Annotated in this window: 13 protein-coding genes; 8 read left to right on the forward strand and 5 right to left on the reverse strand. The window is 42.9% G+C overall.

Going from position 1 to position 12,924, the window contains the following annotated elements:
• Positions 1-3 precede the first annotated feature (3 nt).
• The 3 genes from RO21_RS06580 to msrB form a co-directional block, all read right to left on the reverse strand.
• The gene (locus RO21_RS06580) at positions 4-768 is read right to left on the reverse strand and encodes a glycosyltransferase family 25 protein (protein WP_047977006.1); all 765 of its coding nucleotides are present in this window, start codon (positions 766-768) and stop codon (positions 4-6) included.
• Between the two features lie 60 nt (positions 769-828).
• The gene (gene rpmE / locus RO21_RS06585; RefSeq protein ID WP_047977007.1) at positions 829-1,041 is read right to left on the reverse strand and encodes a 50S ribosomal protein L31; all 213 of its coding nucleotides are present in this window, start codon (positions 1,039-1,041) and stop codon (positions 829-831) included.
• A 142-nt stretch (positions 1,042-1,183) separates the two neighbouring features.
• On the reverse strand, positions 1,184-1,579 hold the full coding sequence (msrB, locus tag RO21_RS06590) for a peptide-methionine (R)-S-oxide reductase MsrB (RefSeq protein WP_047977008.1): 396 nt from the start codon (positions 1,577-1,579) through the stop codon (positions 1,184-1,186).
• 230 nt (positions 1,580-1,809) lie between these two features.
• Between msrB and gap the strand changes: the two genes are divergently transcribed.
• Complete coding sequence (gene gap / locus RO21_RS06595) at positions 1,810-2,814, forward strand: type I glyceraldehyde-3-phosphate dehydrogenase (protein WP_047977009.1); 1,005 nt, start codon at positions 1,810-1,812, stop codon at positions 2,812-2,814.
• Between the two features lie 1,581 nt (positions 2,815-4,395).
• A complete protein-coding gene (gene ltrA, locus RO21_RS06600; protein WP_047977010.1) occupies positions 4,396-6,123 on the forward strand; it encodes a group II intron reverse transcriptase/maturase in 1,728 nt (575 codons plus the stop codon).
• A gap of 310 nt (positions 6,124-6,433) precedes the next feature.
• Here ltrA and queA read toward each other — a convergent pair whose 3' ends face one another.
• Both queA and RO21_RS06610 read right to left on the reverse strand, forming a co-directional pair.
• Complete coding sequence (gene queA / locus RO21_RS06605; RefSeq protein WP_047977011.1) at positions 6,434-7,525, reverse strand: tRNA preQ1(34) S-adenosylmethionine ribosyltransferase-isomerase QueA; 1,092 nt, start codon at positions 7,523-7,525, stop codon at positions 6,434-6,436.
• 69 nt (positions 7,526-7,594) lie between these two features.
• Positions 7,595-8,359, reverse strand: coding sequence for a glycosyltransferase family 2 protein (locus RO21_RS06610; RefSeq protein WP_047977012.1), 765 nt, complete (start codon positions 8,357-8,359; stop codon positions 7,595-7,597).
• 111 nt (positions 8,360-8,470) lie between these two features.
• Between RO21_RS06610 and yhbY the strand changes: the two genes are divergently transcribed.
• The 6 genes from yhbY to RO21_RS06640 all read left to right on the forward strand — a co-directional run bounded on the left by yhbY (position 8,471) and on the right by RO21_RS06640 (position 12,924).
• Positions 8,471-8,785, forward strand: coding sequence for a ribosome assembly RNA-binding protein YhbY (gene yhbY / locus RO21_RS06615; protein ID WP_084724262.1), 315 nt, complete (start codon positions 8,471-8,473; stop codon positions 8,783-8,785).
• 65 nt (positions 8,786-8,850) lie between these two features.
• A complete protein-coding gene (locus RO21_RS06620) occupies positions 8,851-9,573 on the forward strand; it encodes a phosphatase PAP2 family protein (RefSeq protein WP_157019668.1) in 723 nt (240 codons plus the stop codon).
• Positions 9,574-9,575: 2 nt separating this feature from the next.
• Complete coding sequence (gene nagK / locus RO21_RS06625; protein ID WP_047977013.1) at positions 9,576-10,493, forward strand: N-acetylglucosamine kinase; 918 nt, start codon at positions 9,576-9,578, stop codon at positions 10,491-10,493.
• Between the two features lie 50 nt (positions 10,494-10,543).
• On the forward strand, positions 10,544-11,251 hold the full coding sequence (gloB, locus tag RO21_RS06630) for a hydroxyacylglutathione hydrolase (protein WP_047977014.1): 708 nt from the start codon (positions 10,544-10,546) through the stop codon (positions 11,249-11,251).
• Between the two features lie 76 nt (positions 11,252-11,327).
• Positions 11,328-12,041, forward strand: coding sequence for a polyprenyl diphosphate synthase (uppS, locus tag RO21_RS06635; protein ID WP_084724263.1), 714 nt, complete (start codon positions 11,328-11,330; stop codon positions 12,039-12,041).
• Between the two features lie 16 nt (positions 12,042-12,057).
• Complete coding sequence (locus RO21_RS06640; RefSeq protein ID WP_047977015.1) at positions 12,058-12,924, forward strand: phosphatidate cytidylyltransferase; 867 nt, start codon at positions 12,058-12,060, stop codon at positions 12,922-12,924.

Genomic DNA, 12,924 nt, shown 5'->3' on the forward strand with positions numbered 1-12,924 from the left:
ATATCAAGAATGTTTAGCTAAATAGATCTGTTTGGATAATTTATCTTTTATATTGTAAAATTCTCTTTTTAATTTAATCATAAATGTTCTCTCTTTTCTGCCTTTATCAACTGGTATATTACTTTCAAGTTCAAAATTAGGTTGAATACAAAATGGTTTAACGCCTAAATAGCTAAGTTTATTCTCCCAATACCTTTCCATTGTAATATCAACCTCATAAATCCATTCTGAAGTATAATTTAGTAATCTTTGAGCTGCTTTGGGTGTAATATAATAAGCCGTTGTATTGCCCCACCCTTCATAGAATTGGTGAACGGAACAGTTTTCATTTATTTTGAGTATTTCTTTATGCTTTTGCAATTGTCTGGCTGGTGCGGGGCAGCTTAGCCAGAGAAATTCAAATTCGGTTTGAGATGAAATAAAGTTATACACTTCACGAAAGTTTGGTTTAATAATTGCATCATCTTCCAGTATAATAATAGGCTGGTTAAGCTCAATGCATTTTTCCCACAGTAGATAATGGCTTGCAAAGCAACCGAGTTGGGAAAGGTTCATATAATTACCTTTACGCTGAAAGCGTTTTTGAGCATTATATTTTTTGAATAAGTAAAAGCTAGGATCTTCTTTTCCGTTTATCGCAGGGAAAAATTGATAGTTAATGTTTATATGGTCTTTTTCAAGCTGAGAAAATTGCTGCTCAATAAAAGATTTACGTTCGATAGATTTTAATAAATTGATAACAAATATAGGCGTATTATGTGAAGTCATATAAATGCTCAGATAAATAAAACCCTGCAAACTGCAGGGTTTAAGTCATTATTTAATTTATTATTTTGTGCTTGGAATGCTGAAACGTTTGTTGAAACGCTCAACACGACCGCCGGTATCAACAACACGTTGTTTACCTGTATAGAATGGGTGGCAGTTACCGCACACATCAAGGTTTAAATCTTTACCGACTGTTGAACGGGTTTTAATCACATTACCGCAAGAACAGGTTGCTGTAATTTCTTTATATTCTGGGTGAATACCTTGTTTCATTATAGAAAACCTCATTTAGAAGCCATATCGCCATCAGAGCATCTATTTTGTCTGACACCATATGTATTGATAAAATGCTAGGTGATCCTAGCGCCATAAAGGTTGCATATTCTAGGTTAAATTCAGGGGAAATTCAAGATCTTTAACCGTCAATTTCTTCGCCGGTTTCGTCCCATTTGAAGTTTAACGCGACAGAGTTAAGACAAAAACGCAATCCGGTTGGCGGAGGGCCGTCTTGGAAAACGTGTCCCATATGAGCATCGCAGTTGCTACAGCGGATTTCAACCCTGTGTCGCCCAAGGCTATAATCGTCTAAGTAACGGAGCGAACTTTCCGAAATGGTTTCGTAAAAACTTGGCCAGCCGCAACCGGCATCAAATTTGGTATCGGAGCGAAAGAGCGCATTATGGCATCTGACACAACGGTATGTACCGATGCGATCTTCATTGAGGAATTTGCCGCTAAAGGGTTTTTCCGTACCGCTATTGAGGCAGATGTCAATCTGTTCCTCGGTGAGTTCGTTTATATCCTTAATCATTTTAGTCCCGTTGGTTTGCAGAGTAATGATCGGGTATTCTATCCTTTTCTGACTGCTTCGGAGAAGGTTTTTTCAAAAATTTGACATAGATCACATAAAACTTATCTGCTATATTTGCCGGTGTTCTTTACAGTTGTCAGAAAAGGGAAAGATTATGCTATAATCGGGCTAGCTTTCCGATAAGATGGAAGGACGAATTTTGTTTAACTTTAAATATAGGTAGAAAATCTATGGCAATTAAAATTGGTATTAACGGCTTTGGTCGTATCGGTCGTATCGTATTCCGTGCAGCACAAAAACGTGATGATATCGAAGTTGTGGGTATCAACGACTTAATCGATGTTGACTATATGGCATATATGCTGAAATACGACTCAACTCACGGTCGTTTCGATGGTACTGTTGAAGTTAAAGACGGCAAATTAGTGGTAAACGGCAAAGAAATCCGTGTTACCTCTGAGCGTGATCCGGCAAACTTAAAATGGGACGAAATCGGTGTGGATATTGCTGTGGAAGCAACCGGTTTATTCCTTGATGATGCAACTGCTCGTAAACACATCACAGCAGGGGCGAAAAAAGTAGTATTAACCGGTCCGTCTAAAGACAACACCCCAATGTTTGTAAACGGTGTGAACTTTGACCAGTATGCAGGACAAGACATCGTGTCTAACGCATCTTGCACAACAAACTGTTTAGCGCCGTTAGCCAAAGTTATTCACGAAAAATTCGGTATTAAAGAAGGTTTAATGACCACAGTTCACGCGACAACTGCAACGCAAAAAACCGTTGACGGTCCTTCAGCGAAAGACTGGCGTGGCGGTCGTGGTGCATCACAAAACATCATTCCATCTTCAACCGGTGCAGCAAAAGCCGTTGGTAAAGTATTACCGGCATTAAACGGTAAATTAACCGGTATGGCGTTCCGTGTGCCGACAGCAAACGTATCTGTTGTTGATTTAACTGTTAACTTAGAAAAACCGGCAACTTACGCTGAAATCTGTGCGGAAATCAAACGTGCGTCTGAAAACGAAATGAAAGGCGTATTAGGTTATACTGAAGATGCGGTTGTTTCAACAGACTTTAACGGTGCAGTAGAAACTTCTGTATTTGATGCCGCTGCAGGTATCGCATTAACCGATACTTTCGTTAAATTAGTCTCTTGGTATGATAACGAAACCGGTTACTCAAACAAAGTATTAGACTTAGTCGCATTAGTTCACAACTACAAAGGCTAAGTGCGACAAGTGTCGTGCTTACTGGGGTTAAGTCCTTATATATCAAGGATTTAACTCAATTAAGAGAAAGCTATGTAATGTAGCTTTCTCTTGACTATTCAGATCTTCTCGGGAAGAGTTTGGGTAGCAGACTAGAAAAGGAGCGTCGCTCAAGATCTAGTTCTAAGTTGGTAAGAATATCTCCAACTTTATGCGGTAATAAGGTATGGTCTTCACTTTTATGTACTTAATATTTAGATAAATATTAAGAGGAGTAAGAAAGCAAGATCCGTTATCAAAAGATAGGACTACCGTTAGTCGCCTATTTATAGAGTGACTTGGGTCAAATCCAAAACGTCGTATCGTCCATAAAGAATGATTATTCAACCCTACTATAAATAAAGTCCGAAAGATACCGTAGCAATCTGAGACGGTTCGAGTATAAGAAAGTGGAATTTCTTCTATTTGGTTGCCACCTTTACACTTATCTTTATTTACTGTACTTCGGGATATTCTTTTATTAAGAAACACCCTCAGCAACTTGAAAGTAATAGTTGCCCGTGAATGGCTTGCGGAACAGCACGGCTACTTCTCGGTCTAAATTTACCCAAATCCCCTTTCATTGAAATAATCATTACTAACAAATGAGCTTTTGTTTGTTAAAGGTTAGTTATTTCCTATTAGAGGATTAAAAGTAAACAAAGTACCATTAAGCATTTGTTTAATGGATAAAGTAAGTTTTAAAGCAAACCAGCAAGGGCTTATTTATTGCTGTATTAGGTAACAACTTAGTTAAGTATGAGTAAGCTGTTATTACTATTGTTACAATTCGTTTCAACGTTGATATATGCAGTTGCGAAGAAATAAATGAGTGTAACCTGTTATATGACTAACAGTAACCTAGGGATAGTGCATAATTGGCAACGATTTTGTGCGGAGCTTCCTGACAATGTACCCCCGATAAGGTTATTAATACTGTGAAGTATTAATAAGAGACTCGAAACGACCATTGGGTTGAGGGACTAGGTTGGATAGAAAGATAAACGTAAGTGAATAGTCGTAATTCTCGTTATGTAGAACAAGCCTACGGTCGCTATCGGCTTGAACCAAAAGGTATGCAGTGGGTTATCTCATTTTAGCCTTGGGATACGTCATCATAAACACTGTCGGGAAAAAGACTATATCTTCCCTATCCATGTAGTAATAATGGAACTTGGTAAGCCTATATCTCCGCCTGAAAAATGGCAGGCAACGCGTAAGCAATGCTGTCGGTGGTGTAGGTAAAAGAAGTTAGAGAAAGCGAAGGTTGTACTGTAATGGTGCAAATAGGGTATGAAATATGACCTAACCCGAAAGGGTGCAGACTTCTAACCGGTCTTTCATCGCAAGATGTCTGACAAATTCCTTTAAAGTTTGACGGGATAAAAGCGAGCGTTGGCTTGCAGATTGAAAACCAATCAAATAAAACCAACGCACGCACTCTTTATCCTTAGTGATTCAAGAGTGTAAGTTTATTGGTAATCATAGCAGCTCTTGAAGTGTCCAAACAGAAAGAGGAACTATTAATTTACCAAGAAAACTTATCTCTCAACGGAGGTAAGTATGAAAGAGCAAACTCATCATACTAAGAAATTAGTAAGCAGTCTAGCTCCAGCGACCTCACATATATCGCAATGGCATTATATCAATTGGTATAAAGCAAACCGATATGTGAAAGGAATGCAGGTGCGGATTGCGAAGGCAACACAGGAAAGCAATTGGCGTAAGGTTAAAAACTTACAACGAATGCTTACCCACTCGTTTTATGCAAAAGCATTAGCAGTACGACGGGTGACGGAAAATACAGGCAAACGAACCGCTGGTATTGATAAACGGATTTGGGATACACCTGAATCCAAATGGATTGCTATACAAGATCTATCAAGTAAAGGGTATCAACCTAAACCATTAAGACGGGTTTTCATTCCAAAGTCAAATGGGAAGAAACGTCCATTAGGCATACCCACGATGAAAGATAGAGCAATGCAAATGTTGTATTTACTAGCATTGCAACCCATAGCAGAAACAACAGCAGACAATAATTCGTATGGATTTAGATTAAACCGTTCAACGGCAGATGCTATATCACATATACATAGTATATTTTCAACAAAAGGAAACCAATCTCGTCAAATGGCAGAATGGGTACTGGATGCAGATATACATGGTTGTTTTGATTTTATTAACCACGACTGGCTACTCAAGCATATTCCAATGAATAAGCGAATACTCAAGAAATGGTTAAAATCAGGTGTTGTTGAGTTCGGTCAACTAAAACCAACAACGGAGGGGACACCGCAAGGTGGTATTATCTCTCCAACGTTGGCAAATATGGCGTTAGATGGGTTAGAAAAAGAGCTAATCAAGCACTTTGGTGCAAAGAATAGTCTTAAAATAGCAAAACATCGGACCTACCTCGTTAGGTATGCAGATGACTTTATTATTTCAGGTATATCAAAAGAATTACTGGAAGAACAAGTTATCCCTATGGTGAAAAACTTTCTTGCAGAAAGAGGACTTTCCTTATCGGAAAGTAAAACCAAGGTAGTGCATATCGAACACGGATTTGACTTTTTAGGTTGGACTGTTAAACGTTTTGATAAAAAATTGATTATTAAACCAAGTAAGAAAAATGCAAAAGCATTTTATGACAAGGTAAAACAATCAATTTCAAAAATGAAAATGGCGAAACAAGATGACCTAATAAAAGTATTAAATCCAATGATAAGAGGTTGGACAAACTATCATAAACACGTTGTGGCTAAAGTGATATTTAACCGAATGGATAGTTTAATTTGGAAAGCCTTATGGCGTTGGTGCAGACGAAGACATCCAAACAAAGGAAAAATTTGGATTAAAGAGAAATACTTTTATTCAAATGTAACTCGGAATTGGATGTTCGGCACAGTCACCAACAGCAACAAAGGTGAACAAATCCCAATAGATTTACTCTATTGTGGGTATGTGAAAATTAAGCGACACAGAAAGATAAAATCACAATACAAACCATTTCTACCAGAATGGGAAATGTATGGAGAAAACCTTGCTCAAGCCAGAATGTATGATGAACAATCACACAGACAGCAATGGCAAGCTCTTTACAAAGATCAGAAAGGAAAATGTGCATTGTGTAATACGCCAATAACGAAAGAAAGCGGCTGGCACGATCATCATATAATTTACAAAATGTATGGTGGAACGGATTCACTAAATAACAGATGTTTAGTACATCCTGAGTGTCACCAACAAATTCATCGCCTGAATTTGAACGTTGTGAAATCGACTGCGTAGCAGTTAATAGAAAGGCTTGAGCTGTATGCAGAGAAATTTGCTTGTACAGTTCTTAGGGGGCTAAGTTGTAGTAATACAACTTGGCTACCCGATTCTAACCTAACGCAAAAAACGCACCTGAGGGTGCGTTTTTTTATGGGTAAGCGTTGGATTGGTCAAGTAGAACTTGCTGATACGAGCAAGTATTGAGCTTAGCTTAGGGACAGCTTGCTGACGCTCCGTCCTAATGTTTTAGGCAGATCACCTTTCCCTAGCTAACATTAAAATAGCCTTATTTGATAAAAAATCGCCGTATCCGACCGCGTGCTATCTAAGCTGAAGGCATATCGTCTGTTGCGTGCGGATTTTTGGTGATAAACATCGCATCGCCATAGCTAAAAAAGCGATAGTGATGATCGACCGCGTGCCGATAGGCTTGCATACAATGGCGATAGCCGGCGAACGCAGACACCAACATAATCAGCGTAGATTCGGGCAAATGGAAATTGGTAATCAGCGCATCAACCACCCGAAAGGTTTTGCCCGGATATAAGAAGATGCTCGTATCCGAGTAGAACGGTGCAATGAGCTTTCCTTGCTTTTCCGCCTGCTGTGCCGCACTCTCAATCGAGCGGACAGAGGTTGTCCCGACACAAATCACCCGTTTACCGGCGGCTTTGGTTGTCAAGATTTGATCGACCACCGCTTGCGATACTTCGGCATATTCTGCGTGCATTTTGTGATCTTCAATGGTTTCGACCCGAACCGGCTGGAACGTGCCTGCACCAACGTGTAGGGTAACAAAGGCGGTCTTAATGCCTTTTGCGTTTAGTTGTGCCAATAACTCGGTGTCGAAATGTAAGCCGGCGGTTGGAGCGGCAACAGCACCGGGAATTTGATTATAGACGGTTTGGTAGCGCTCTTGATCGGCTTCTTCATCGGGGCGGTCAATATAAGGCGGCAACGGCATATGACCGGCTTGCTGAAGTTGGTCGATCAACGGCATTTCGCCTTCAAATTTCAGCTCAAAGAGCGCATCGTGGCGGGCAAGCATCACTGCTTTTAAGCCGTTGCCTTCGCCCAATTTATCTTCGCCTAAGATGATTTCAGCATCAACTTTGGGTGATTTTGACGAACGGATATGCGCTAAACAACGGTTGTCGTCCAATATCCGTTCAACCAACACCTCAAGTTTACCGCCACTGGTTTTTCGCCCGTATAGGCGGGCGGGAATTACCCGTGTGTTATTAAAAATCAACAGATCGCCAGCGTTTAAATGTGAAAGCAGATCAGGGAATTGCTGATCGTGAAATTCCCCCGTTTCGCCATTGAGATAAAGTAATCGGCTGGCTGTACGTTCAGGGGTGGGATAACGGGCAATGCGCTCATCGGGTAAATCAAAATGAAAGTCTGCTACACGCACAAAAATTCCTTATTCTCTAAAAAGTTAGCAAATTTATCGGCAAATCCGACCGCTTGCAAGTGGAAAACATCAGGGACGTGGTCGGCTTCTGTCCCACAAATCCACATATTTGACGAAAGTAGAATGCGCAGAAAGCACCGCGAGTAAAAAGCCCTGTTTGCCGTCTAAAAAACCGGCTTTGAGCAGGTACATTTTGACAAAGCAACCAAGTGCGTGGCTCACCCCTTGCCAAAGTGTTGCCGTTTTTCCGGCATTGGCTCGTTGCTCTGCCCACGCTTTTGCATAGCCGGCGGATTTGACCAAATAGTGATGAATATTTTTATAGGTGAAATGGTGCAGATCGCCGTGTAAGGTTTTCACATTACTGTTGGACGGATAATGCACTTTTTCGTGCACCAATTCATCGCCATAACGGGCGTAATCGGTACGGTAAAGGCGCACTACATAGTCGGGATACCAACCAGAATGGCGGATTTGCCGCCCAAAGACTTCACTTAAACGGGCAAGACGATAAACCGTGTTCGGCTCGTCATTTTTAACCGCTCGTTGAATGGCGTGTGCCAGTTCGGGCGTAACCCGCTCATCAGCGTCCAGCCATAACACGTAGTCGGACGACACATATTGCTGCGCGAGTTGGCGTTGTTTGCCAAAGCCTTGCCAATCGGTATGGGTAAACCATTTTGCGCCGTAGCGTTCGGCAATTTTCTGCGTATCATCTTGGCTGCCGCTGTCTAAAATCACGATTTCGTCCACCCAATCTTTGACGCTTTCTAAACATTGAGCGAGATCTTGGGCTTCGTTTTTAACGATCATTGCAACGCTGAGTGTCGGCATAATTGTTCCTTTCACAAAAAAATGGTCGCCATTTTAGCACAATTCTTCCTTTAAAAATCGGCGTGTTTATGCTATTTTGGCAACCGTTTTTTATTTTGAAAGGCAAGATCAATGTCCATTACATTAACTACAAAACAGAAACAATATTTGAAAGGATTGGCACACCATTTAAGTCCGGTCGTGATGCTGGGTGGTAACGGTTTAACGGAAGGTGTGCTGGCAGAAATTGACAATGCCCTCGATCACCACGAATTGATTAAAGTGAAAATTGCCGGTGCGGATCGGGAGATGAAACAGTTGATTATTGATGCGATTGTGCGGGAAACCAAAGCAACGGCGGTGCAAACGATCGGGCATATTTTGGTGCTTTACCGCCAAAGCGAAGAGAAGAAAATCAGCCTACCGAAAGCGACAAAATCCGTTTAAGGTTGCAAAAAATTGAGTTAAACAGACCGCTTGTTGTCGCAAGCGGTTTTTTATAGGGGAAAATTGTGTTTCAAAAATTAACCTTTTATACACTGTTGATGGTGATCATTCCGGTGATTGCGTGGCTGAGCGGCTGGCAATGGTCGGGAGATGAAAATGTGATCGGCATTGTAGATTATCCGCTGTATTGGCTGACGGAAACCGGCTCCGTGCCTTATGCGATCATCACCTGTGTGTTACTGATGCTATGGTTGATGTACTTAACCCGCCAACGCTACTCTTGGCTATTGGTCGGGGCGATTTGTGCCGGCTCGGTGATTGGCACGCAGGCGATAAAAACAGTGGCGAAGCATACCTTTGCCGAGCCTCGGCCTTATGTGGTGGCGATGATGGGCGAGAACACCGAGCAGTTCTACGATTTGACTCGCCAAGCACGGGGCGAGTTAGTAGCGGCTCATTATCAAGATTCGCCCTATCCGCTGATTGCCAAACACCGTGAAAATGAAACGGGTTACTCGTTTCCGTCCGGTCATACCATTTTTTCAGTGTCTTGGCTGCTTGTTTTTGCCGGTTTATTGGCGGGCTTAACCGGGCAAGCGGTCGTTTTCGCCAAAATTTTTGCCATTTCGTGGTCGGCTTTGATGCTGATCAGCCGTTTACGGCTGGGAATGCACTATCCTATCGATCTGTTTATCAGCACTCTGATTGCGTGGGCTTTTCATTTAGTGCTGTTTATCTGGCTTGTTCCCTATTTAGAAAATTGGACTTTATTTAGAAAGCGAGGCTAACAATGACGTTTTATTATGGATTGGATATTGGCGGCACCAAAATTGAGCTGGCAGTGTTTAACGACAAATTGGAAAAGCTGTACAGTGAGCGAGTGCCAACGCCGCAAACCAGCTATGAAGATTGGCTTTACACAATAGAAACCTTGGTGCGTAATGCCGATCAAAAATTTGCGACTAAAGGGAATGTCGGTTTAGGCTTGCCGGGGTTTGTGAACCGTGAAACCGGCGTGGCGGAAATCACCAATATCCGTGTGGCAGACGGTAAAACGATTATCCGTGATCTGAGCGAACGGCTAGGGCGTGAGGTCAAAGGGGAAAACGACGCCAACTGTTTTGCACTGTCGGAGGCGTGGGACGAAAATAATCAGCAATATGCTACTGTGCTAGGGCTGATTTTAGGTACGGGCTTTGGCGGCGGCTTAGTGTTTGACGGCAAAATTCACTCCGGTCATATCGGTATGGCGGGCGAAGTCGGGCATATGCAGCTCAATTATCACGCCTTGAAATTACTCGGCTGGGATAATGCACCGATTTACGAATGCGGCTGCGGCAACCGAGCTTGTTTGGATACCTATCTTTCCGGACGCGGCTTTGAAATGCTTTACCGTGATTTAGTCGGCGAGACACTTGATGCGAAAAACATCATCAGCCGTTTTTATCAAAATGAGCCGAAAACGGTCGAATTTGTCAATACGTTCATTGAGTTAATGGCGGTGAGCATCGGTAATCTGATTACGGTGTTAGATCCGGATATGATCGTCTTTGGCGGCGGGTTATCGAATTTCGATTATATCTATGAGGCGCTACCAAAAGCGTTACCGCCGCATTTAATGCGCAGTGCTAAAGTGCCGGTATTGAAAAAAGCAATTCACGGCGATGCAGGCGGCACACGGGGCGCAGCCGCACTCTTTTTAAAATAACTTAACGTAAGCGGGGCAATGAGATTTGCCCTTTTACTTTGGTGAAGATGATGATTTCAATTTTTCCGATTCCGGCGTTGGCAGATAACTACATTTGGGTATTAGCGAAAGGGCAGAAAGCGGTGATTGTCGATCCGGGCGAAAGTCAGCCCGTGAGCGATTTTTTAGCAAAATATCGGCTTGAACCGACCGCTTGTTTGCTGACCCATAATCATAATGACCATACCGGCGGGGTGCTTGCATTGCGAAAAAATTATCCGCAGTTGAAGGTGTTCGGCCCGCAAGAAGTGGCGGCATTTGCCACGGAGATTGTTTATCCGACGCAGCAATTTAGCCTGTTGGATTTACCGATCGAGGTCATCGAGAGCGGAGGGCATACCGAAGGGCATCTCAGCTATTTGGTTGATCAGCGCTATTTATTTTGTGGCGATGCGCTGTTTTGTGGCGGTTGCGGGCGGGTGTTTACGCAAGATTATGCGGCACAGTTTGCCGCCTTACAACGTTTTGCCGCATTAGATGATGAGGTAGCCGTCTATCCGGCGCACGAATATACCCAAAGTAACCTCAAATTTGCCGAAGCGGTGTTGCCGCCGAGCTGCGTTTTAATGGAATATCAAGAGCGAGCGGATATGCTACGAGCGCAAAACCGGTCGACATTACCGACAACTATCGGGGTCGAAAAACAGATCAATCCGTTTTTAAAGGCACAAACCTTGGCTGAATTTACACGGTTACGCAAACAAAAGGATAATTTTTAATCGGTTGTGCTTTTCCGAAAGTTATGCCTTATGCTATGATTGAGCGTTAATTTGAGATAAACAAAGAGAGTTTTCCGTGCGCTTTGATCCAACCAAAATGCCTCGACACGTTGCCATCATTATGGACGGTAACGGCAGATGGGCGAAACAACAAGGCAAATTACGCATTTTTGGACATCAAAACGGCGTGAAAGCGGTCAGAAATGCGGTAAATTTTGCAGCCCGTCATCATATTCAGGTGCTGACGCTCTACGCCTTTAGCAGCGAGAATTGGAGCCGGCCGGAAACAGAAGTATCGGCATTGATGACGTTATTTATGAAAGCGTTAAATTCCGAAGTCAAAACGTTGCATAAAAATAATATCCGCTTGAAGATTATTGGCGATAAGTCCCGCTTTAGCGACCATTTGCAACAGCGTATTCAAGCGGCGGAACAATTAACGGCCGCCAATAGCGGTTTAACCCTCAATATTGCGGCAAACTATGGCGGTTATTGGGATATTGTGAATGCGGCAAAACAACTGGCGCAGCAGGTTGAACAGGGGGCATTAACCGTTGAACAAATTACCACTGAGACTTTTCAGCAAGCCTTGGTTACCGAAGATCAGCCGCAAGTCGATTTGTTGATTCGAACCAGCGGCGAACAACGTATCAGTAATTTTTTATTGTGGCAAATTGCCTATGCGGAACTGTTTTTTAGCCCGGTGTTGTGGCCGGATTTTGATGAAAACAGCTTTAGCGAGGCGATTATCGCTTATCAACAACGTGATCGCCGTTTTGGCGGTTGCTGAATAAAGGGGAGCATAAATGCTTAAACAACGAGTTTTGTCGGCGATTGTGATGATCGCTTTCGCATTAGTGGCATTATTTGGGCTGCCGCCTCTGCCGTTTACGATTGCATTATCGGCGATTGTTGTCTTGGCAATGTGGGAATGGGCGCAGTTTGTCGGTTTTAAACGTCCGATCGCCCGTGCGATAGTCGCATTTGTGGTTACCTGTTTACTCTTTTTTCCAATGGTTGCCAGCACCGATTATATTCGAGCCGCCCGTTTCTTAACCGATGCAACCACCCCGCTATTATTTCTCGGTTGCATTTGGTGGTGCATTGCATTGGGATTGGTTGTTTCCTATCCGAACTCGGCGAAAGGCTGGCAACATTCCGTGAGTGCCAAATTTATTTTCGGCTTCTGTACGCTGATTCCTTTTTTGATCGGGGTGTTGGCACTACGTTTCTACCAATATCCGCTTAATCAATATCAAGGCACTTATTTACTGCTGTATGTATTCTTGTTGGTTTGGGGAGCGGATTCCGGTGCTTATTTTGTCGGACGGGCGATCGGTAAACGTAAACTTGCGCCGAAAGTGTCGCCGGGCAAATCGTGGGAAGGGGCGATCGGCGGTGTGCTGACATCGGCTGTGATCGCGGGGGGTTTTTTACAATTTGCACCGAATGTTTTTGGACGTGAGATCGAGACGGTTTCATTTATTGTGCTATCCATTATGACCGTTGCCGTTTCCGTGCTAGGCGATTTAAGCGAAAGTATGTTTAAACGCCAAGCGGGGATTAAGGATAGTAGTAATCTGATCCCGGGGCACGGCGGGATTTTAGATCGGATTGACAGTTTAACCGCTGCCGTACCTGTGTTTGCAACCGGCTTTTTCTTTTTGGTATAA

The organism is Muribacter muris, from assembly GCF_001038205.1.
Lineage (GTDB): Bacteria > Pseudomonadota > Gammaproteobacteria > Enterobacterales > Pasteurellaceae > Muribacter > Muribacter muris.